This window comes from Halobacillus yeomjeoni (assembly GCF_020171525.1).
In the GTDB taxonomy this organism is placed as follows: domain Bacteria; phylum Bacillota; class Bacilli; order Bacillales; family Halobacillaceae; genus Halobacillus; species Halobacillus yeomjeoni.
In genome coordinates, this window is sequence record NZ_JAIVAI010000001.1 from 872624 (window position 1) to 895052 (window position 22429).

At 44.4% G+C, this 22429-nt stretch carries 27 protein-coding genes; all 27 read right to left on the reverse strand.

Annotated features, from left to right (window positions below; all coding sequences use genetic code 11):
• Positions 1-14 precede the first annotated feature (14 nt).
• Complete coding sequence (locus LCL89_RS04485) at positions 15-326, reverse strand: hypothetical protein (RefSeq protein WP_224808033.1); 312 nt, start codon at positions 324-326, stop codon at positions 15-17.
• The gene (locus LCL89_RS04490; RefSeq protein ID WP_224808035.1) at positions 323-829 is read right to left on the reverse strand and encodes a chemotaxis protein CheD; all 507 of its coding nucleotides are present in this window, start codon (positions 827-829) and stop codon (positions 323-325) included. Before LCL89_RS04490 ends, LCL89_RS04485 begins: the two co-directional genes overlap by 4 nt.
• Entirely contained in the window at positions 826-1305 is a 480-nt protein-coding gene (locus LCL89_RS04495) for a chemotaxis protein CheW (protein ID WP_404813398.1), read from the reverse strand. The genes LCL89_RS04490 and LCL89_RS04495 overlap by 4 nt, the downstream gene beginning before the upstream one ends.
• A gap of 14 nt (positions 1306-1319) precedes the next feature.
• Positions 1320-3311, reverse strand: a complete 1992-nt coding sequence (locus LCL89_RS04500; protein ID WP_224808039.1) for a chemotaxis protein CheA — start codon at positions 3309-3311, stop codon at positions 1320-1322.
• Positions 3308-4390 (reverse strand): protein-glutamate methylesterase/protein-glutamine glutaminase, encoded by a 1083-nt coding sequence (locus tag LCL89_RS04505; protein ID WP_224808041.1) that lies wholly within the window; start codon positions 4388-4390, stop codon positions 3308-3310. The genes LCL89_RS04500 and LCL89_RS04505 overlap by 4 nt, the downstream gene beginning before the upstream one ends.
• A 3-nt stretch (positions 4391-4393) precedes the next feature.
• Positions 4394-5266 carry a MinD/ParA family protein gene (locus tag LCL89_RS04510; RefSeq protein ID WP_197315913.1) on the reverse strand — a complete coding sequence of 291 codons (873 nt, stop codon included), beginning with the start codon at positions 5264-5266 and terminating at the stop codon, positions 4394-4396.
• Positions 5244-6386: a flagellar biosynthesis protein FlhF gene (gene flhF, locus LCL89_RS04515; RefSeq protein ID WP_224808043.1), complete on the reverse strand. Its 1143-nt coding sequence runs from the start codon at positions 6384-6386 to the stop codon at positions 5244-5246. The genes LCL89_RS04510 and flhF overlap by 23 nt, the downstream gene beginning before the upstream one ends.
• On the reverse strand, positions 6383-8416 hold the full coding sequence (gene flhA, locus LCL89_RS04520) for a flagellar biosynthesis protein FlhA (RefSeq protein ID WP_224808045.1): 2034 nt from the start codon (positions 8414-8416) through the stop codon (positions 6383-6385). The genes flhF and flhA overlap by 4 nt, the downstream gene beginning before the upstream one ends.
• An 18-nt stretch (positions 8417-8434) precedes the next feature.
• Positions 8435-9520, reverse strand: coding sequence for a flagellar biosynthesis protein FlhB (flhB, locus tag LCL89_RS04525; RefSeq protein WP_197315910.1), 1086 nt, complete (start codon positions 9518-9520; stop codon positions 8435-8437).
• 4 nt (positions 9521-9524) lie between these two features.
• A complete protein-coding gene (fliR, locus tag LCL89_RS04530; RefSeq protein WP_197315909.1) occupies positions 9525-10301 on the reverse strand; it encodes a flagellar biosynthetic protein FliR in 777 nt (258 codons plus the stop codon).
• A gap of 3 nt (positions 10302-10304) precedes the next feature.
• Positions 10305-10574 (reverse strand): flagellar biosynthesis protein FliQ, encoded by a 270-nt coding sequence (gene fliQ / locus LCL89_RS04535; RefSeq protein ID WP_197315908.1) that lies wholly within the window; start codon positions 10572-10574, stop codon positions 10305-10307.
• 16 nt (positions 10575-10590) lie between these two features.
• The gene (gene fliP, locus LCL89_RS04540) at positions 10591-11256 is read right to left on the reverse strand and encodes a flagellar type III secretion system pore protein FliP (protein WP_197315907.1); all 666 of its coding nucleotides are present in this window, start codon (positions 11254-11256) and stop codon (positions 10591-10593) included.
• On the reverse strand, positions 11249-11947 hold the full coding sequence (locus LCL89_RS04545) for a flagellar biosynthetic protein FliO (RefSeq protein ID WP_224808056.1): 699 nt from the start codon (positions 11945-11947) through the stop codon (positions 11249-11251). The genes fliP and LCL89_RS04545 overlap by 8 nt, the downstream gene beginning before the upstream one ends.
• A 13-nt stretch (positions 11948-11960) precedes the next feature.
• The gene (locus LCL89_RS04550; RefSeq protein WP_224808058.1) at positions 11961-12323 is read right to left on the reverse strand and encodes a response regulator; all 363 of its coding nucleotides are present in this window, start codon (positions 12321-12323) and stop codon (positions 11961-11963) included.
• 13 nt (positions 12324-12336) lie between these two features.
• The gene (gene fliY, locus LCL89_RS04555) at positions 12337-13539 is read right to left on the reverse strand and encodes a flagellar motor switch phosphatase FliY (protein ID WP_224808060.1); all 1203 of its coding nucleotides are present in this window, start codon (positions 13537-13539) and stop codon (positions 12337-12339) included.
• On the reverse strand, positions 13536-14531 hold the full coding sequence (fliM, locus tag LCL89_RS04560) for a flagellar motor switch protein FliM (RefSeq protein WP_224808063.1): 996 nt from the start codon (positions 14529-14531) through the stop codon (positions 13536-13538). The genes fliY and fliM overlap by 4 nt, the downstream gene beginning before the upstream one ends.
• 30 nt (positions 14532-14561) lie before the next feature.
• A complete protein-coding gene (gene fliL, locus LCL89_RS04565) occupies positions 14562-14972 on the reverse strand; it encodes a flagellar basal body-associated protein FliL (RefSeq protein WP_197315902.1) in 411 nt (136 codons plus the stop codon).
• A 7-nt stretch (positions 14973-14979) separates the two neighbouring features.
• Positions 14980-15195, reverse strand: a complete 216-nt coding sequence (locus LCL89_RS04570; protein ID WP_197315901.1) for a flagellar FlbD family protein — start codon at positions 15193-15195, stop codon at positions 14980-14982.
• A 46-nt stretch (positions 15196-15241) separates the two neighbouring features.
• Positions 15242-16171, reverse strand: a complete 930-nt coding sequence (flgG, locus tag LCL89_RS04575; RefSeq protein WP_224808065.1) for a flagellar basal body rod protein FlgG — start codon at positions 16169-16171, stop codon at positions 15242-15244.
• An 85-nt stretch (positions 16172-16256) separates the two neighbouring features.
• Positions 16257-16622, reverse strand: a complete 366-nt coding sequence (locus LCL89_RS04580) for a TIGR02530 family flagellar biosynthesis protein (RefSeq protein ID WP_224808067.1) — start codon at positions 16620-16622, stop codon at positions 16257-16259.
• Between the two features lie 18 nt (positions 16623-16640).
• Positions 16641-17075: a flagellar hook assembly protein FlgD gene (flgD, locus tag LCL89_RS04585; protein WP_197315898.1), complete on the reverse strand. Its 435-nt coding sequence runs from the start codon at positions 17073-17075 to the stop codon at positions 16641-16643.
• 11 nt (positions 17076-17086) lie between these two features.
• Entirely contained in the window at positions 17087-18262 is a 1176-nt protein-coding gene (locus tag LCL89_RS04590; RefSeq protein ID WP_224808069.1) for a flagellar hook-length control protein FliK, read from the reverse strand.
• 31 nt (positions 18263-18293) lie between these two features.
• Positions 18294-18887 carry a MotE family protein gene (locus LCL89_RS04595; protein ID WP_224808071.1) on the reverse strand — a complete coding sequence of 198 codons (594 nt, stop codon included), beginning with the start codon at positions 18885-18887 and terminating at the stop codon, positions 18294-18296.
• A 4-nt stretch (positions 18888-18891) separates the two neighbouring features.
• Positions 18892-19341 (reverse strand): flagellar export protein FliJ, encoded by a 450-nt coding sequence (fliJ, locus tag LCL89_RS04600; protein ID WP_224808073.1) that lies wholly within the window; start codon positions 19339-19341, stop codon positions 18892-18894.
• Between the two features lie 12 nt (positions 19342-19353).
• Positions 19354-20658: a flagellar protein export ATPase FliI gene (gene fliI, locus LCL89_RS04605; protein WP_224808075.1), complete on the reverse strand. Its 1305-nt coding sequence runs from the start codon at positions 20656-20658 to the stop codon at positions 19354-19356.
• Positions 20651-21409, reverse strand: a complete 759-nt coding sequence (gene fliH, locus LCL89_RS04610) for a flagellar assembly protein FliH (RefSeq protein WP_224808077.1) — start codon at positions 21407-21409, stop codon at positions 20651-20653. The genes fliI and fliH overlap by 8 nt, the downstream gene beginning before the upstream one ends.
• Entirely contained in the window at positions 21402-22415 is a 1014-nt protein-coding gene (gene fliG / locus LCL89_RS04615; RefSeq protein ID WP_197315892.1) for a flagellar motor switch protein FliG, read from the reverse strand. The genes fliH and fliG overlap by 8 nt, the downstream gene beginning before the upstream one ends.
• Positions 22416-22429 lie beyond the last annotated feature (14 nt).

The window sequence follows — 22429 nt, forward strand, 5'->3', positions numbered from 1 at the left end:
TAAGTTTCATAGAATCATTGATTGTTATCTTCACCTAATAGAGATTTGATCACCTTTGAAGTTTCTTTTGCGGTATCTTCAGCCATTTTCTGTTTCCCAGGCTCTACTTCCGGGGATTCTTCCGCTTCTTTGGAATCCTCTTGTTTTATGAGTATATACCACCAAATCCACCTGAGGATAAACCCGATCAGAAAGAATAAGAAAAAACTCACAGCTCCCCGGATGACCGATGTCTGCCAAAGGTTCGAGGATAAAGATACCAGGAAGGTGACTAAAAAACCTGTAACCGCCATGTATAGATTCCAATAAAGAGTTCCTGCCATCATATAAAAAATGCTCCTTCATGGACTTTTTTAATATGTAGAAACTTTGTTGTAGGATCGAATCGTATGGTTCTTCCTGATGCTCCCCCTACATCTTCACTGATCAGGGGAATGGAATACCTTTTCAACGCTTCCTTTACAGCCCTGATATTCCGGTGACCGATCCGCATGTCTTCGGATGCGGTTCTAAGAGGGTACATCTGGGCTCCTCCGGCGATTTTGGCTTTCAAACGATGAACAGAGGCCCCTTTTCTTTTCATATCATGGACTAAATCAAGTAAGGCTGTATCTGCATATTTGCTCCGCTTCTCCTTATGCACGTGCATACCTGGAGAGAACGGCAGCATAATGTGAGCTACGCCGGTGATCGGTTTTTGCTCATCATAGATTACAAGGCCGATGCAGGACCCTAAGCCTGTGATCTGTACCTGTATTGAATTGTCAACGACGAGGGACTCCCCCATCCTCACATGGACAAAGTTCTTTTCGTTTGAAAGAAGATTCATATGTTCTTCTGCTCGATCCGTTCTAATTCCTGAACTTCTTCGACGGATAAGACTTTTTTCAGATTCAGCTGGATCAAGAGTCTTTCTTCTAATTTAGCGACACTTTCTATAAACTCTGTCGGTAAGTCCCCGATCACTTTCGGAGGAGGCTGCATATCTTCGTCACTGATATCAATGACATCATAGGCAGCATCTACGATGAGACCTACATCGACATCGCCGATGGTGATCATCAGAATACGTGTTTCATTCCTGTAGTCCTCCGCTTTCATATTAAAGCGTTCTCTCAAGTCGACGACAGGGGTTACTTTGCCTCTTAAATTGACAACCCCTTTGATGAAAGAGTCTACCCCGGGAACTCTTGTAAAAGGCATCATCCGCTCAATAGAATTCACTTGATGGACCGAAACCATATATTCTTCATCCTTCAATAAAAAAACGACAAATTTGGAATAATTCTTGCCCTCTTCTATCAAATTTCTTCCTCCTCTCATTCACCAATCAAAGCATGGGTATCTATGATCAAAGCTACCTGTCCATCACCGAGGATGGTTGCTCCTGATATCGCAAAGGGCTCAGACAGATAAGTTCCCATCGATTTCAGAACCACTTCCTGCTGTCCTTCGAATGCATCGACCACAAGTGCAGCCTTCCTGTCTCCCGCTTTAATAATCAGCAGCGAATATGTCATTTTTTCAGTGGCATTACCTGGTATTTTAAAAACCTCTCCCAAAAAAATCAGCGGAATGATTACCCCTCTGTAATCGATGACCGGGGTGTTATGCGTATAGATGACTTCATCTTCATTGATCCTGGTCGTCTCGACAATTGCAGAGATAGGGATCCCATAGCGCTCACTCCGGACTCGGACCAGCATGACAGACAGGATCGACAATGTCAGCGGCAGTTGGATCGTGAAAACACTGCCTTGGTCTAGTTGTGATTCTACTTTGATATGCCCACCAAGGGATTGAATTTTACTTTTGACTACATCCATACCTACCCCACGGCCGGATACATCAGATAGCTCATCTGCAGTGGAAAATCCACTTTCCATTATCAATCCGTACACTTGCTCATCCGTCATGGTCTGAGCTTCATTTTCAGAAATGACATTTTTTTCAACGGCTTTTTCAATCACTTTCTCCCGGCTTATTCCTGCTCCGTCATCTGATATTTCTATAAAAACATGATTTCCGCTGTGATAAGCTTTCATTTCGATCTGACCGGCAGAGGGCTTCCCTTTCGCTTTTCGCCTATCCGGTTTTTCAATTCCGTGATCGAGTGCATTCCGGATCAAATGGACAAGAGGATCTCCGATTTCATCGATGACGGTCCTGTCCAGTTCTGTCTCTGCTCCTGTAATGGTCAGCTGGACTTCTTTTTCCAAATCTTTGGCCAGTTGACGGATCATTCGAGGGAAACGGTTGAATACCTGTTCAACCGGAACCATTCGCATTTTTAAAACGACATCCTGCAGGTCACTGGATATTCTCCCGATATGTTCCACCGTTTCTTTCAAAGCGTCATCGTTCAATGTAGAAGAGAGGTCTTCCAGTTTTCCTCGATCGATCACAAACTCTTCAAAGAGATTCATCAATCGATCTAACCGATCGATTGGAACGCGGATCGTTTTACTTGTTGTTTCACCCTTCTTCGTCGCTTCTTCGCTGGTTTTGGTAGAGGGGGTGGGTATCTCTTCTTGGGAAGGCTCATCCTTCACTTGTTTAATCCCCTCTACACTAAACTCTGTTACGTTTACACGCTCAATTTCGGATATCTTTCCGACTTCCTTCTGAACGGTTTCTTTATCTGCATCTGAGATCAATAAAACGATAAAATGATTTTCGAATTCCTCATTTTCCAGACGCTCAACCTGCGGAGCGGATTGAACGACTTCCCCCAGCTGCTGTAAAGCTTCAAACACCATGAAAACGCGGGCAGCTTTCAGAAGACAATCGCTTCTCAGCTCTACTTCAACCTTTAAATTCAAAAGGCCTTGTTCTCCAGACTGATTCAACACCGCTTCAGTGTATTCATCGATGGTCAGCGATAAAGACTTTGAAGCGGTGGACGCCTTTTGTGATGGTTCTTCACTTTGAACAGATTCGCCTTTTTCCACGGCCTGAAGCACAGAAACCACACTCTCCACATTGCGTTGGCCGGACCCACCACTTTCAATATCCATAATCATAGCTTCCAGATCATCGACCGCATTAAAAACGATGTCGATCATCTCTTCATCTATAGTGAGCTTCTCATTTCTAACTGCGTCCAAAACGTTTTCCATTTGATGAGTCAAATCAGCCAGGTCATGGTACTCCATGGTGGCAGCCATCCCTTTAAGTGTGTGTGCGGACCGGAAGATTTCATTAACTATCGTCATGTCCTGAGGATTTTTTTCTAAGGCCAGAAGCTGGTCGTTGATGGCTTGTAAATTTTCTTTGCTTTCTTCTATAAAAAGATCTAAATATTGATTCATTTTCCGCCAAGCTCCCTCCTCTGCTCCTTTAGATGATTTATGATCCGTTCAGGCATTGAAGTGATTGGCAGTACTTCATCAGCAAGTCCTGACCGAACAACCGCTTTAGGCATCCCGTAAACAACACAGGTTTTTTTGTCTTCAGCTATACAATAGACGGAAGGATGCTTTTTTTTGAGTTCGATCATCCCATCCGTACCATCCGCTCCCATCCCCGTCAAAATGATGGACAGGACCGGGATGGATGGGAAGGAAGCCAAAGAGTTCAATAAGCGGTTCACGGAAGGGCGGTGACCTCCGATCGATTCGGAGTCATCCAGTTCAATCAAAAGTGTGCCTTCCCTTTCGATGACACTCATGTGCCTGCCTCCAGGGGCAATATAAGCGGTACCATTTAAAAGAGGTTCATATTGTTCTGCCTGTTTGACATGAAGAGCGGAACATTCGTTCAGGCGGTCTGCCAAAGACTTCGTAAACTTCTCTGGCATGTGCTGGACGATTACTACCGGTGAATTCAAATCCTCCGGCAGTCTGGATAACACCGTTTGCAGGGCTCTCGGTCCTCCTGTTGAAGTCCCGACCGTCAAGATCTGTTTCACTTCAGACGTGTTTGTGACCACACCAGTTCGTTCACCTTTTGGATTTTCCACCCAGCCTCTCTTGAAATGAACCTCTGGTCTCGCATGACTTGCTGCTATTACTTTATCAATCACTTGTCGGCCGACTTTTTTCATATCCAGGGAAATCGGCCCGGAAGGCTTCTCAATGAAGTCGACCGTCCCGCTGGTCATAGCGTGAATGGTCCTTGCCACATGTTCCTGGGTGAAAGTGGAGACGACGACAACAGGAATGCGGAAGTCGGACATGATGACAGCGAGCATCTCTAAACCGTCCATCACCGGCATCTCGATATCCAAGGTTATGACATCGGGCTGAAACTCTTCCGCCTTCTCCAACCCCTCTACACCATTTCTCGCTGTGGCAACCACTTCAATTCTTACATCTCTTTGCAGGATATCCTTCAAAACTCTCCTCATGAAGGCCGAATCATCAACCACAAGAACCTTGAGTTTCTTCATCATTTATCTTGGAAATACCAATCTTCTTAGTTTGGCGAAGAAGGATTCGTGCGTGAACGATTCTGGTGCCTCACCTTTATCTGATATGTATGTGCTTGTGATGGTTTGGAGAGCACGTGATGCTTTTGAATTCGGGTGTTCAAGCACAAAAGGAACTTGTTTGTGAACAGATTGTACAACCGCTTTGTCATCAGGAATGATGCCGAGCAGGCCGATTTGTATTTCCAGGAAACTGCCCACTACTTTTTGCAGCCGGTCGAAAGCTTGTTTACCCGAATGTTCATCAATCGGTCGATTGACAAGAACAGAAATCGGAATCTCCTTGTCCCGGTAACTTAAATGTTTGATCAAAGAGTAGGCATCCGTGATTGAAGTCGGTTCCGGCGTCGTGACGATGACCGCTTCGTGCGCTGACGTGATGAAGTGCAGCGTATCCACGGATATGCCGGCACCCATATCGAATAAAATATAATCATAGTCTACTGCCATTTCTTCAAACTGGGTCTGGAATAGATTGAATTTCTCAAGATCCAGCTGGAAAATATCAGAAAGTCCCGTACCACCTGCAATATAAGAAAGACCATTCGGCCCGGTTTCGATGATCTCCTTCAGGGTCAATTCTTCCTCAAACATATGAATGAATGAATGCTTTGGAGAAACACCCATCAAAATATCAATGTTCCCCATCCCTATATCCAAATCAAAAATCAAAACCCTTTTCCCCTGCTCTTTCAGCTTCAAGGCGAAGTTGATGGTAAAGTTTGATTTTCCAACTCCGCCCTTTCCACTTGCAATCGCCATGATTTTGACTTCACGTTGGGAGTGAAGTTGTTTGATTCGATTTCTTAAGCGTTCAGCTTGATCGTTCATCTGCATGAGTGAATCCCTCCATCAAATTTCTCGATAGATTCAAAGCTGAAGCTTCGAAGATGTCATCGGGAACGTTTTGTCCGTTCGTCATGAACGCGATTCCCACTTTCTTTTCTATCGACATTGTGATTGCACTGCCTAACCTCGGTGTTTCATCTGCTTTTGTAAAAATTAATTGGTGAATCGGAATACTTTCGAATTGATCGAAGATTTCATCCATGTCCTTATATTTACTTGTCAGAGACAGGACAAGATACGTATCTGTAAATTTGTTGAAGTTGACGACTTTCTTAAGTTCATTCACGTATTTAGGATCTCTGAAATTCCTTCCCGCCGTGTCGACGAGGACGAGATCGTACCCTGCGAACTTTTCCCTTGCAGCTGCATAATCTTCGAGGTTATAAGCAACCTCCACCGGGATTCCTAGGATTTTGGCATAGGTTTTCAATTGTTCGATCGCGGCGATCCGGAATGTATCTGTCGTAATCAACCCGACTCTCAGGTGATGATTCAACACGGCGTCCGCTGCTATTTTTGCTACGGTCGTCGTTTTCCCTACGCCTGTAGGACCGACGAGGTGGATGAAAGGCTTTTGGAATTTCTTATGTCCGAACTCTAATGGTTCCATTTGTTCATAAAGCTCATGGGTGACCCAACGCTTCACTTCTTCAAGTCGGATCGGGTAGGCAGAATCGACATATTTATCTTGTATATTTTTTATCAGTTTTTCTGCTGTTGCCGGCTCCAATTCCTGGTCGATCAAGTGCTGGTAGGTTGCACTCAGGACGGGGGGCATCGTTTGGACTTCCTCTTTTTTCAACATCGCCTTCAGCTGCTTCAGCTCTTTCATGATGACTTCACTTTCCACGTAAGATTTATTTTGTGACTCCTCTCTCTTAGGAGGAGCCGGTGGAATGGGAGCTTCTCTGGGTCTTTCTTGTCGTTTGGCAGCTGCTGAAGGATCGATCGCTGCAATCACTTCTGTCTGATTCTTTTTGAACATCCCCATGAATCCACCGGTCTTGATGACCTTTGAATTGAGAATGACTGCATCAGGGCCGAGTTCTGTGCGTACTTTTTTCATGACTTCCGGCATTGTGGCTGCTTGGAATTTTTTTAGTTTCATGCGACATTCACCACTCCTACACTTTGTACTTCAACCATTGGATCCAGTTCGTTGTAAGAAAGCACCACGACCTGCGGTAAGAAGCGATCGAGCAATTGCTTTACATACATCCGAACGGCTGGTGAGCAAAGAAGAATTGCTGTGTCTTCCTGTAAGGTCATTTGCTCGACTTGCTCCGCGACCGATTGTATGATCGTCTGTTGACTTTCCGGATCGAGGGCAAGGTAGCTCCCATGTTCCGTCTGTTGAATATGCTCAGCGACCATTTTTTCTACTTTGCCTGAAAGGGTGATCACCTTGACGGTTCGATCTTCTTTCATATACTGCTGAGTGATTTGAGCAGCTAACGATTGACGAGCATATTCAGCTAATAATTCCGTGTCGTTCGTCATTTTTCCAAAGTCTGCTAACGTTTCGAAAATGACGGGAAGATTCTTGACTGAAACGTTTTCCCTTAACAGCTTAGCCAATACCTTTTGGACATCCCCGATCGAGAGAGGGTCGGGGGTGACTTCATCAACGAGAATCGGATAGGATTCTTTCAAATGATCGATCAATGCCTGTGTTTCCTGACGTCCAAGTAATGCATGTGCGTGTTGTTTGATTACCTCTGTAATATGAGTACTGACGACAGAAGGTGGATCGACGACTGTATAACCGGAAAGTTCTGCTTCATCTTTCTGGTCGTCGGAAATCCATTTAGCCGGAAGACCAAAAGCAGGTTCTTTCGTCTCAATCCCTTCAATCAGATCACTATCATCTCCTGGACTCATCGCCAAGTAGTGATCGAGCAGCAATTCTCCTTGTGCGACTTGATTTCCTTTGATTTTCAACCGATATTCATTGGGCCCGAGTTGGATATTGTCCCGTATGCGGACGACTGGAATGACGATTCCCAGTTCAATGGCCAACTGCCTTCGGATCATGACGATCCGGTCCAGCAGGTCCCCACCCTGACTCGTGTCTGCAATCGGAATCAAAGCATACCCGAATTCGAACTCGACAGGGTCCATGCTGATGAGGTTGACGACATTTTCGGGTGATTTCATTTGATCGCTTTCTGTTTCATCTGTTTCTTCAGGCTCTTCCCATTCGGTTTCAGGCTCTTCACGTGATAACCAATAGCCACCGAAGGCAAGAACGGATGCAATCAAAGTTGTCAGGAAGAACGGGATCGGGGTAAGCCCCAATAAGAAAATGGTCGCAGCTGCAATGTACAATAGCTTCGGATAACGGAGCAGCTGGCTCGTCACGTCTGTGCCCAGGTTTCCTTGAGAGGCCACACGGGTGACGACGATTCCTGTAGCCGTGGATATCAGTAAAGCCGGAATTTGACTGACCAGACCATCCCCGACAGTCAAACGCATATATACATCGATCGCTTCATTGAACGACATTCCCATTTGAACCATTCCGATAATCAAACCAAAAATGATGTTGATCAACACAATGATGATTCCAGCGATGGCATCTCCTTTTACGAACTTACTTGCACCATCCATCGCTCCATAAAAATCTGCTTCCTGTTCAATTTTTTCCCTGCGCTGTTTCGCCTGTTGTTCATTGATCATCCCTGCATTCAAATCTGCATCGATGCTCATCTGCTTACCGGGCATCGCATCCAATGTGAATCGCGCTGCCACTTCAGATACTCGCTCGGCACCTTTTGTAATGACTAAAAATTGTATAATGACTAAAATGACGAACACGACGAATCCGACAAGCGGATTTCCGCCGATGACAAAGGTGCCGAACGTAGCGATGACCCCACCGGCTTCGGCCTCAGATAGAATTGAACGAGTGGTAGAAACGTTCAACCCGAGACGGAATAAGGTCAGTAATAGCAGCAAAGTGGGGAATACGGCAAACTTCAAAGCTTCATCCATGTTCATGGAAACTAAAATGACGATCAAAGCGAGTGAGATATTGATCAGGATGAAAAAGCTAAGGAGCCACCCTGGTAGTGGTATGACAAGCATGATGATAATCAAAATCACACCGACTATGACGGATAAATCTCTTGCTGACATGAGGGCTCCTCCTTTCGTTTACATTTTTTTCTCCAATTGATAAACATAAGCCAATATTTCAGCGACAGCCTGGAAGTACTGCTCTTCAATCGGATGATCCAGTTCAGAGTTTTTATATAAGGCTCTTGCCAATGGACGATTTTCTACGGTAATGACGTCGTTCGCTTTGGCGATTTCCTTGATTTTCTGAGCGATGAAGTCAACACCTTTCGCCACCACAATCGGGGCTTCGGACTTCGATTCATCATATTTGATCGCAATCGCGAAGTGCGTCGGGTTGGTGATGACCACATCAGCCTCAGGAACTTCACTCATCATCCTGGATGCAGACATCTGCCGCTGTTTTTCCTTGATCTTGGCTTTGATTTGTGGATCTCCTTCGATGTTTTTATATTCATCTTTAATATCTTTTTTGGACATCCGGATATTTTTTTCATGGTCGTACCGTTGATATGTATAATCCAGAACCGATAATACTAATAGAGCTAACGCTGAAGCCAGCCCCATAATGATAGTTATCGTTCCGAAAAAGCTGAGAGCACCTTCGATGGACTTTTGAGACATCATCATCATCTGGTCTTTGTTCACCCATATGATTGCAAATGTAATCGAACCGACCATCGTGATCTTCAGCAGGGATTTGACGAGCTCGACGATCGCACGGGCTGAAAAAATCTTCTTGGCCCCTTTGATTGGGTCGAGCTTCTTCAAGTCCATCTTCAGCGGTTCTCCTGTGAACATGACGCCGACCTGGATCAAGTTCGAGGTGACTCCTGCAATGATGGCCACCCCCATGATCGGGGCGACGACTTTGCTGATTTCCCAAGTCATTTCCGTGAAGATCGTATGAACGTGATTTTCAGTCAAATCCCAATGGATATACTCTTGAAAGGCATGTTCATACATCCCCGTCATTGTAGCTTTCATCGGAGCACCGAGTAAGAAAAGGGCACCGAACACGAGCAGCAGAAGAAAGCCGGTGTTGACGTCCTGACTTTTCGGTACTTGACCTTTCTTTCTCGTATCCTGCCTTTTTTTCGGGGTCGCTTTTTCCGTTTTTTCATCTGCTGCAAAATATTGAAGATCCAACTTCAAATAAAGCATAGGCTCAACCTCCGAATAGCTGCATCAACCCACGCATAGTGGTGAGCATCGTTTCAAACAAATTTTTGATCAACATGATATAGAAAGTCATAGCAATCACCAACACTGCGAGGGCGACAAAAATTTTCAAGGGAAGGCCGACTACGAAAACGTTCAATTGAGGGACTGTTCTCGCTACGATTCCTAATGCGATATCGACCAGGAACAAACACCCGACAATCGGGACTGCCATTAAAAAGGCGATGATGAACATTTGATTGAATGATTGGATGATATATAGAATCCAAGATTCATCCTGCCAGGGCAGGAATTTATCCAATGCAATGAATTCATAGCTGTAAAAAACACCGTCGATAATCAGATGGTGGCCATTAACAGCCAAAATGAACAAAAGCGTGATGATATAAAGGAACTGGCCGATCAACGGGCTTTGTGCTCCTGTCTGAGGATCGATGACATTCGCGATGGCAAACCCCATCTGAAAGTCGATAAACCCTCCAGCGATCTGAATCGCTGCAAGAACGATATAAGCCAGAAGGCCGACAGCGATTCCAACGGCAGCTTCTTTGAATAAAAGCAGGAAATACTCTCCATCTATAAATACATCCGGAATCGGTACAGTGTAATACATTAATAAGGCCAGAAAGAAGCTGAATCCTACCTTATGCTTGGTAGGGACATTCCGGTAAGAAAAAATGGGTAGAGTCGCGAAAAATGCCAGAATCCGGGTCATAATCAGTAGAAAGGCTGGTATGTTTGCGAAATTGATCGTTTCCAGCATCGTTTATCCTACCAAAACATTCAAATTACTGAAGACGCTGGCGGCAAACTCCACCATATGCGTCAACATCCAAGGACCGAAGAAAATCAGACCGATCATGACAGCCACGATCTTCGGGATGAATGCAAGGGTTTGTTCCTGTATTTGAGTCGTAGCCTGAAAAATACTGACCAACAGTCCGACGGCAAGTGCAAGGACAAGTAAAGGTCCAGATACGAGTAAGACTGTATAAATGCCCTCTTTAGCAAACGAAATGACCATGTTACTGTTCAACCCAATCCCCTCCTATCTAAAATCCTTCTAACAGGGACTTTGAAATCAAGAACCAACCATCGACGAGTACGAATAATAATATTTTGAAAGGTAGTGAAATCATGACCGGCGGCAGCATCATCATCCCCATGGACATGAGCACACTCGCTACTGCCATATCAATGACGAGAAAAGGAACGAAAATCATGAACCCCATTTGAAAGGCTGTCTTCAATTCACTGATGGCAAAGGCCGGGATCAGTGTCGTCAGGGGAACATCCTGAATCGTTTCCGGTTTCTCCGCACCCGAATAATTGAGGAAGAGTGCCAGATCCTTTTGTCTCGTATGTTTCCCCATAAATTCTTTCAATGGGACACTTGCTTCTTCATAGGCTTCATCCAGTGTGATTTCTTCATTGAATAATGGCGTAAGAGCTTGATCGTTCACTTCCTGGAAGGTGGGAGCCATGATGAAAAAGGTCAAAAAGAGAGCGATCCCGACCAGCACTTGGTTTGGAGGCATCTGCTGAGTGGCCAGTGACGTCCTTACAAAAGACAAGACGATCAGTATCCTTGTAAAGCTCGTCATCAATATCAATAGCCCCGGAGCTAAAGATAAAATGGTCAGTAAAAGTAATAGTTTCACCGATGTAGCAATACTCTCAGGATCTGAACCGGAGAAGATATCGACAAATTCATTCATCGTATCGATCCTCCCGTCCCTTTTGATTCAAATTCTTTCTTTTTTCTTTCATATCATTGAGCTGATTTTCGAATAACTGCTGAAATTGAACCGATGATGGTGTCGAGTTCGAAATATCCTGTTGTGTTTTCTTCTTTTGTCTGCGTCCGCCTTTACGTGCCCGGTTTCCGACGAGCTGATCCAACCCGAAAGGCGATTGGATATTCGAGTGGTCATTCTGTTCCAACAACGCCTTTTTAGTGGATTCATCTTCAATTTCAGTAATCATTTGAACCGATTCACCAACACCTAATATGTACACTTTTTCACCGATTCTCACGGCTTGTACCGAACGATTGGGAGCTAATGTCATCCCACCTAAGTTTTCCATTGTCCGGTTGCGGTTGAATAACTTATTCTTCTTATTGAAAAATTTCAATAGGCCATAGATCAATGCCAGGATGAACAACAAAACCAAGATCAGTCTCAAAATTGTCCATACGAGAGAAGGGGACGACTCTGAATTCTCCAGCCCTTCTACAGGAACTTCGTCTGTTTCTCCCGTTGAATCAACCGGCTCACAGCCTTCCAATTCAGGATCTTTAATACACTCTTCAGCAGACGGCGATCCGAAAGTGATTTCAGGCGAAAATAAAAGAGTCAGAAGAAAAAAACCCAGGAAAATCGTTGTCACTCTTGTTGTACGATGCATAAGAACCATCATTTTAGTTGAGCGCTTTTTCAATCGCTTCAATGACTCTGTCCGCCTGGAATGGTTTGACGATGAAATCTTTCGCCCCTGCTTGAATGGCGTCAACGACCATCGCCTGCTGGCCCATTGCTGAACACATGATGACTTTGGCTTCCGGATAGTTCTCTCTTATTTCTTTCAAAGCAGTAATTCCGTCTTTCTCAGGCATCGTGATATCCATCGTTACGAGATCCGGCTGCTGCTCCTCGTACAATTTAACGGCATCATGTCCGTTTTCAGCTTCGCCCGCAATTTCATACCCATTTTTCGTCAAAATATCTTTTACCATCATTCGCATGAATGCGGCATCATCTACAATCAAAATACGCTCTTTCATCTTTCTTCCTCCCCTATCGTAATTGGCTCAATCGCTCTCTCTGGCTCAAAATATCCGTCACTCGTACACCGAAGTTTTCATCGATGACGACCACTTCCCCTTTAGCCATCAGTTTGTCGTTGACAAGGATATCCACTGGTTCCCCTGCCAATTTATCCAGTTCCACGACCGAACCTTCTGAAATCTCAAGAATTTCCTTGATTGTCCGTTTCGTTCGTCCGAGTTCCACCGTGACTTTCAAAGGAATGTCCATCAGCATATCCAAGTTCCTTTGTTCCACGTTGTTCAGCTGAAAGGAATCGAAGTTTTGGAATTCGGCCGATTGTATATCAGCATCGTCTACGGTTTGACCACGCCGGCCCCCTACATACTGCGGACGCCCTGCACTTTTTTCCTGATCATCCTGAGCTGACCGCTTAGGCTGCTGCGTTTCTGTAGCCGTTTGAGTCGGCTGCATGGTGTCCCTCGGCTCTTCCTTTTGTGGTTTTGACACCGGCAGATCTTGTTCTATAGAAGGTTCTGAAACTTTTTTCTCTTCTTCTTCAGGCGGATTCATCAACTCCTCCACCAGCTCTTTAGCAAAATCGATCGGAATCAGCTGCATGATTTTCGAATTGATCAAATCTCCAACTTTGATTTGGAAGGCCACTTTGACGAGAATATCTTCATTCGGAATCTGCTCTGTTCCTTCATTTTCATCGTAATTCAAAACATCAATAGTGGGAGGAGTGATATCCACCTTTTTATTGAAGATTGTAGACATGCTTGTCGCCGCAGACCCCATCATTTGATTCATCGCCTCTTGGACGGCACTCAGGGCAATCTCATTCAAATGATCATCCGGAGATGAACCATCTCCTCCTAACATCAAATCGGCAATGATTGAAGCATCTTCAGACTTGATCACCAATACATTTTCCCCTGTGAACCCTTCCGTATAGGTAACACCGACGGCCACATGAGGTTTAGGAAATTCATTCGGTAATTGTGACCGGCTGACGACCGAAAGTTCGGGCGTTGTGATTTCCACCTTCTGGTTCAATAAAGAAGATAATGCGGTAGTCGAGTTACCAAAGGATATGTTTCCGATTTCGCCCAGCGCATCTTTTTCCAGGCTGGTCAATTCTTTGGTGTCATTCTCCGACGAGTCCTGTTCGTCATCGGTTGCATTCAACAATGCGTCTATTTCATCCTGAGATAACATATCGTCACTCATCTTTCATCCTCCCCTCGGTACTCTTCCAACACCTGGACCGCTACATTGTTCTTCGTTTTTCCAGGTTGAATATAAAATTTCTTTTCTTGATCTATTTTCATAGTCAGTGGTTGATCGATCGGTTGATTCAGCTGAATGACATCATCTTTCTTTAAACCGAGCAATTGTTCAATGGAAATGTCAGCTTCGCCAAGAATTGCACTGACATCGACGGCTGCTCCGCGGATCGTTTTCGAAATAGCCTCTACTTCTTCATCATTCCTTTGTTTCGGTTGTTCTTTCTGCATCCAGTAATGGACGGAAAGTTTCGGAATGATCGGTTCGAGAACTACATGCGGAATGCATATGTTGATCATGCCGCTCGTCTCTCCGATCGTCGTGTTCAACGCAATGACGACCACGGTTTCATTCGGAGATACCATCTGCAGGAATTGAGGATTGATCTCGAACTCTTCTAAAATCGGGTCGACCTTGACGATGGATCCCCAGGCTTCCTGATAGTTTTCCAGTGATCGTTCGAATAAGTGGGTCATGATCGTCGTTTCTATTTCTGTCAAATTATCAATCTTACTTGTGCCGTTCCCCTTTCCGCCTAAAACACGGTCAAGCATCGCATATGCGATATTCGGGTTCGCTTCCATCAGGATACGTCCATTCAAAGGTTCGACACTGAAGATGTTCAGAATCGTCATTTGAGGAATGGAACGGATGAACTCTTCATATGGCAGCTGGTCCACAGAAGCGACTTCGATATCGACATATGTTCTTAAGTGGGCCGAAAAGTAAGTGGTCAATAATCTGGAGAAGTTTTCATGTATTCTTGATAAACTCCGGATTTGATCTTTAGAAAACCGCAAAGCTCGTTTGAAGTCATAGACGCGGATTCTGCTTTCTGGTTCTTCTTTCTTCAACTCTTCTGCATTCATTTCTCCAGTGGAGAGCGCGGATAACAAAGAGTCGATTTCGTTTTGTGAGAGGACCTCTTCTCCCATCGGCCTCACCTCCTCTTACGTACCAAGCGGTCATTGAAGAACTTTATCAATGGTGTATACATCTGTGACTTTCCCTTCAGTCATGAATTCGTTCAGCTTCAACTTCAATGTTTCTTCCAAAGTGGATAAACCGGTTTGGAAAGTTTGTGTCTCCATCTTGGCCATCTCTTTGATTAAAATGTTTTTAACTTGGAAATCCCTTTTTTGTAATTCTTCCACCGCTTTCTTCTCATCGGTCACAATACGGAATTTGATTCTCACATAGTCGCCGGACTTCAAGTCCGTGGTGATTTCCTCCGTTTCATAAGAAGCTTCTACGATATCGTCGATGGATCTTTCTGTACTCGCTTCATCTGACCCCTTGAAATTCAACACTAATATGAGGGCGACCACCCCCATGACGGTCAGTGCGCTTAATATGATTATCATCGTTTTGAACATCTTGTTTTTAATTGTCCTCACCTGCTCTGTCGATCACTCTCAATAAACCGACCTCCCGGTAAAATTGTCTGATCCGTTTGATGACAAGTTCTTCTTCTTCCCTTACGACAAACTTCCTACCTTGTGTGGTAGTAATCGTCGTATCAGGATTCGATTGGATTTGTTCTATGTAAAGCGCGTTGAAGGTGAACGCTTCACCGTTTAATCTAGTCAGAGAAATCATAGATTTTGAGGGAGACCTATCAAAGGGTCTCCCCTGCCCCCTTTAATTATCGTTTCAAGTTTACAAGTTCTTGTAGAATTTCATCTGAAGTAGTGATGATTCTCGTATTGGCTTGGAAGCCTCTTTGTGCAGTAATCATTTCTGTGAATGATTCAGCCAGGTCGACGTTGGACATCTCCAAAGACCCCGCAAGCATTGAACCTGTGCCGTCTTGACCAGCTACGATCAAATCGTTCAAACCGTTGAAATTCCCGTCATTGTTGGCTGTATAAATTCCAGCGTTATCCGTGTTTTGAAAGGCATTTCCACCCACTTTTTTCAACCCGCTTACATTAGAGAAATTAGCCAGGCGGATTTGTCCAGCCACCTGGGTTTCCCCGTTCGTATCGATATATTTCACCTGCCCATCACTTTGTACGCTGAAGCTTTGGGCATTGTTCGGGATGGTAATCGGGCCGAGCGATCCATTCAATGCACCATTAGCCGCTTGCTCACCCAGCACATACTTTCCTTCGTTGTTCACAATTGCACCGTTATTATCCAAATAGAAGTTCCCGGACCTTGTGAATGTGGTATTGACTTGAGAAAGGTCAGCAATTGCTGCAGTAGGGTCAATGCTTCCGTTGTTTCCACCTTCTCCTAAGACGAACATTCCATCACCTTCGAGAGATAAATCAAGTGGACGGTTTGTCGTCTGCCGACTACCTTGTGTGTGGATTGTATCAATCGAGCCCATTTGTGAACCAAGGCCTACCTGGGATGGATTGATGCCTCCCCGTACATTTCCCGGTCCGACACCGGCATTTTGGTTGGGGCCTTCTGCGCCTGATACCGTTTGACTCAGCATATCCTGAAACGTCACTCTGCCCTTTTTGTATCCATAAGTGTTGACGTTAGCAATATTATTTCCGATCGTATCTAATTTGGTTTGAAAACCTTTCATTCCTGAGATTCCTGCATACATTGAACGTAGCATTTGATCAACATCCCTTTCGGTTTTTAAAGTTCAGCCGCTTCGGTCAGTCAGCGGGCTGTAAAAGGCCTCCCTTTCCGGGTCCAGCCTAATCTTCCATAACAATCGTTCCATTGATATTCGTAAAAATCTTCGACGAAGCTTCTTCACGATCCAAAGCTGTGACCACGGTATGGTTTTTCGTACTTACCACTAATGTCGCTTGGTCAGTAATGATGAGGGAATCCGTAACACCTTTGTTTTTTGCTTCCGACATTTTGTTCGATATTTGTTCCCATTTCCTTTCACTGATGTGAATGTTCCGGTCTTGAAGACGCTCTCTGGCATGTTTGCTTACAGTCAATTTCTCTGCTTCTTTCAGTACTTCATGGAATGCTTTCGCAGGTTTGATTGAAGCCTTTTTGGATGGTGGCGTCGGAAGCGGCTGATGTAATTGATGAATCCTCGGGTTCATATTACATGCCCACTTTCTTTAAATTTTTTGGCTCACTTTCGTGATTTGTTCTACGGGAATCGTCTCCCCTGATGGAAGTTCCACAGCGGTTTTCCCTTCTTTTTGCTTCACGGATTGGACTATGCCTGATTTAAAGCCTTCCTCTGTTCCATCACCCTCACCTTCAACAGGATATGTGATTTCCTTCCCTATTAAACTGCTGTACTGAATGATAGGTGGTAGACTTTGAGATTTAGTATAGGCTTGAAAAGATTGAGACATATTCGTCATTTGTTCCAGGCTTGAAAACTGTGTCATTTGGGATACGAATTCTTTATCCTTCATAGGGTCCAATGGGTTTTGATTTTGGATTTGGGCCATTAGGATCTTCAGAAAATCATCTTTTCCGAGGGAGCTGTTGGTTGAACCTCGTTTTTGCTGGTTTTGCAAATATAGAGTAGGATCGATTTTCATATAGGATACACCTACACTTTCTCATTCATTAAGATTTCGTGAAACGATTGTTCCGGTTCGTTTTCGTCATCTTTCTGTTGACGCTCTCGCCCTGAATCTTCCTGGCTGCTTTGATCAGATTCTTCATCAAATTCGGACTCTTGGTGGAACGATTGCTGAGTCAGGACGCCTTCATTTTTTTCGATGATTACTTGTTGAGGTGAAAACATATGTCTCAGTTGAGTCATATTTCCTTCCATCATCTCTTTGGCAGCTTGAGTACTGACTAAAATCTTCACAGCCATTTCTCCGTTGACTACAGCGAATTTCACAGTCATATCACCAAGGTTGGCAGGTCTCAGCCTTAACAATAACTCCCGATTTCCAGCTTGATTAACTTGGAAGCGGCTGGATTGAAGGATTCGTTCAAACTCCTGAATCAATTGTTTTTGGGCAGAGTCAGGACTCTGATTCTGATTGATGTGAATGACGTATTGTTCCACCTTCGTCATCGGCATCGATTGTGGAAATGTATGGACTGAAGTGGTGGTTTCCCCTAGACTGTTTTGAACCATTGACTTTGAAACCCACTTCGCTATGTCCTTTCCACTTACCGGATGTTGTAGATGATAAGATGCAGGGGCTTTCTGCCTGTTTCGAAAGGAGTTCAAGAGATTCTGAAATACTTTCTGCTCCTTTTCAGCTCCCTCTTTTGTCACTTTTGCCACCAATGCTTCCAATTGCTTTTTATTCTCTAACGGAAATTGGTCCATCAGTTTCGTGAATTGTTCTAAAACATTCTTTATTGCAAGAGATGTTTTACTGTCGATTTGAGTTGGGGTTATAGACTCCATTGATGTCAGAGGCTGAATCAATCTTTGGAACTCCTGCCAAAGGTCTTTCAACTGCTTTTCCATTTGAGCCAGATTCTCACCAGCTTGCACATTCATTGATCCGAGAGCTGCTTCGAGCAATCCTTCTACATTAACGTTTTTGGAATCTGACACCTTATGAGTCACTGCATCTTGGAAAAGTGCTGTGATTGATGCCGCCATCTCAGAATCATTTTTTGGAACATCAGCGTCCCCTTTCTGCAAATGCCCTAACATCTGTTGAAAAGTTTCAGCTGCTCCCTTCGCTTTGGGCGTGCCTTTCCCAGGTCCCCCCATCTGCAGTGCTTTAAAAATATTTGATGTGACGGTCTGCAAGTATGTTCACCTCCTTTCCCTTTATATCGGTTCATTCAGAGGAAGAATCAAGAATTAAACTTGCAATTCCAGCAGCAGTTTCAGGATTCATTTTCCCGAGAATTTCTCCTCGTTCTTCACTTGTTACTTTTTCAAGAACTTGAACAGCGAGGCTTTGGTTCATGCTCTCAATAATAGTGGCCGCTTCTTCAGGCTTCATTTCCTCAAATGAAACTGCTAATTCAGTGACTCTCTGGTCTTTTTCTTTATCTTCTTCACCGGCTTCGGTTGCAGTTCTTAAATCGGCTTCCAGTTTCACAATTTGTTGTTTCAACTCATCAATTTTCGCTTCTTTGGATGCGACTGTCCCTTCAAGCTCTTCAATCTGCGCCTCATTGTTTGCAATCTTTGCTTGCAGACGGTCTTTTTCTCTTGTCTGTTCTTCCTCCGCCTCGGTGTTCACGACTTGTGATAAACCAGGCACTTTATTTGCATATTTTTCTGCCTGTTCAAAAACGTTCACACCCATCAGAGTAAAGACGATCAAAGCGAGAGTGATGGCAAAAACAATAGGAATGATGACAACGAAGAAAAACCATTGAAGTTTACTTCCATTGTCTTGGTCCGCCCGGTCTTTTTTTGCCATACGATCACCTATTCTTTGAATTTAAGTATTGATTCATGGATAGCTCATCCATCTGCTTGTTTTCTTCCTGTTTCCGCTCGAATTTTTCATTTTCAAGCTTGTTTTCAATCAACTTCTCATACTTCTTCACCTGGATATGGGCATCCGTCAGCTTTTGCTGGGATACCTGCATCTCCGTCCTGGCTTTTTGGACTTCCGGTTGAAGTTCGTTTATTTTTTGTTCGAGTCTGTCTATGTAATGTTGATGCTGAATAAACGTCATCGCCTGGATGGATTTTGTGCTGAGCTGTGATTGAAACTGCTCTTCAGCACTTTCTTTCTGTTTCAACGCCTCACAAAGACGAGTCGCTCGATCTTCAAAGACTTCCACATGATGCTGGTAGTCTTTCTGCTTTTCCTTTTTCTCTCTTTCATGTAAATCTTTTATTTTATAGAAGGTTTGCAAGCCGGCCATTTACATTCCCTCCTAATTGAATAATTCTTCAAGAAGTTGTGTTGATTGTTCAAACCTCGAGGGTTCGTGCACTCCCTGCTTTAAAAACTTGATGATCGAGGGGTGGTATTGAATGGCCTGATCGATCTTTGGATCGCTGCCTTTTTTATATGCGCCTATTTGTATCAACTCACTATTATCTTCATATGTAGCAAGGAGGGATCGTAAGCGTCCTGCTGATTGCTTATGTTCTTCTGTAGTGATTTGGTTCATGACACGACTGATCGATTTCAATATGTTGACAGCAGGGAAATGACTCTGTTCAGCCAGCTTCCGGTCCAGCACAAAATGCCCATCTAAAATCCCTCGTACGGTATCTGAAATCGGTTCATTCAAATCATCCCCGTCCACCAGCACCGTATAAAAAGCTGTAATCGTTCCATGGCTGCTCGTACCTGTCCGTTCCAGCAACTTTGGAAGATGAGCAAAGACGGAAGGGGTATAGCCTTTAGTGGTCGGGGGCTCTCCGGTAGCAAGGCCGATTTCGCGCTGCGCCATAGCAAAGCGAGTGACAGAATCCATCATCAGATTTACATGATAACCAAGTTCACGGAAGTATTCGCTGATGGCAGTCGCGGTATAAGCGCCTTTCATCCGCATTAAAGCCGGTTGATCTGAGGTGGCCACGATGACGATGGAATGCTTCAACCCTTCTTCTCCGAGGTCGTTTTCAATGAACTCCCTGACTTCTCGTCCACGCTCTCCGATCAATGCGATGACGTTCAAGTCAGCGGAACTATTTCTCGAAATCATTCCCATCAGTGTACTCTTTCCAACACCGCTCCCTGCAAAAATCCCCACCCTCTGTCCTTTGCCTACTGTCAAAAGTGTATCGATGGCGCGTACTCCGACTTGGATAGGTTCCCTGATCGTCGGCCTTGATAAAGGGTTCGGTGGGTCTTGTTCTGTGGGATATGCCTTCAAACCCTTAGGAAGAGGCTTCCCATCCAACCGCTGTCCGGTCGCATCCAATACGTGACCGATCAATCCGACACCCGCTTTGATTTTCAGAGGTTCACCTGTCCCTTCCACCAGACTCCCAGGGCCGATATCGCGGATTTCCTTATACGGCATCAATAGGATATTTTCATTATTGAAACCGACAACTTCCGCTTTGATCGGTTCTTTATGAGTGGACGGGTGTATGTAACAGAGATCTCCGATAGAGGCTTCCGGACCTTTGGATTCCACCATCAGCCCTACGATTCTATGAATTTTCCCGTACCGTTTGTATGGATCTGTACGATCAATCACATCAAGAAAAGCTTGTTTATCCATGACCCACCGCCTCATCGATCATTTCAAAGATTTTCTGTCTGAGTTCATTCAGTTGACTATCAATTCCTGCGTCCACTCTCCCGAATGGAGATTCAATGATACAAGACATAGGACGAAGATCCTCCTTGACGAGAATCGATACATCCGTTTTCGTATCCGTCACCATTTTCAATTCTTCCCTTTGTATGTTCACCGTCTCGAATTGATCAGGGTGAACATAAATAGTGACGTCCGGCTGATCTTGAACTTCTTTTGTCGCTTTTTTGACTAAGGAAAAGAAAGATTGGGGGTCTTCCTGTATCTGCATAGCTAATATTTTCTCAGCACATCTCAAAGCAATTTCTGCAATCGATTCTTGAGAAGCATTCACGATCGAACGGTGTTCTTCCTTCGCCTGGCCGATGATATCATTGGCTTGACTCAGTTTTTCGAGATATTCTTCATAGCCTTGATCTTTCCCTTGCTGTAATCCTGCCACGTAACCTTCTTCCTTAGCCTCTTTTACAAGGTTCTGTCGTTCTTCTTCCCAATTCTGCCTTGCGTTTTTTATTTGGTCCTCTGCTTCTGCGAGCATCTTTTCTGCTGCTTCACGTGCTTGTTCAAGCTCTCCATCAGCCTGATCCATTATTTCCTGTGCTTCCTGCTTTTGTTGAACTATTTCATCTTTCAGTGATGTCTGGTCTTCTTGATCATTATTCAAATGTATCGGTTTGATCTTAATAACTCTTGAAGAAGAATGTTGATTAGACAATGATGTCATCTCCTCCACCACGAGCAACAACAATCTCGCCCACTTCTTCCAGGCGACGGATCGATGCAACCACCCGTGTTTGTGCTTCTTCTACTTCCCGCAGTCTGACCGGCCCCATGACTTCCATTTCATCTCTGAAGGTCTCAGCCATACGATTGGACATGTTGTTGAATACAAGTTCTTTAACTTCTTCACTGGATACTTTCAATGATAGACGTAGGTCTTCACTGTCTACTTCCCGTATGATTCTCTGGATAGCTCTATTATCAAGAGTGACGATATCTTCGAAGACGAACATCCGTTTCTTGATTTCTTCTGCCAAATCAGGATCCTGAATTTCAAGTGAATCCAAGATCGTTTTTTCTGTACTGCGATCTACACCGTTAAGCACTTCAACAACGGCTTGGATTCCACCCGTCTCGGTGTAATCCTGGAAAACCGTTGTCGAAAGCTTCTTCTCGAGGATCTGCTCTACTTGATTTATCACCTCAGGCGTCGTGGATTCCATAGTTGCGATTCTTCGCGCTACGTCCGCCTGCAATTCCTGGGGAAGCTGAGAAAGAATCTGCCCCGATTGATCTGAATCCAGGTAGGATAAAACGAGCGCAATCGTTTGGGGGTGTTCATTCTGAATGAAGTTCAACACTTGGCTCGGGTCTGCTCTCCTTGCAAAGTCGAAAGGCTTCACCTGCAATGAAGAAGTCAACCGCCCGATGATGTTGGATGCTTCATTCTCTCCAAGTGCTTTCTCCAGGATTTCCTTGGCATACCCGATCCCACCCTGGGTGATGTAATCCTGCGCTAATGCAATTTGATGGAACTGTTCAAGGATCTCTTCTTTTTCTGTTGAATTGACTTTTTGAACCGAAGAAATCTCCAGTGTCAACTGTTCTATTTCTTCTTCACTCAAATGTTTATAGACCTGGGCAGCTACATCAGGACCAAGAGAAATGAGAAGGACAGCGGCCTTTTGCTTTCCTGACAATTCTGTATTTTTAGTCGCCATCTCTAATTCCCTCC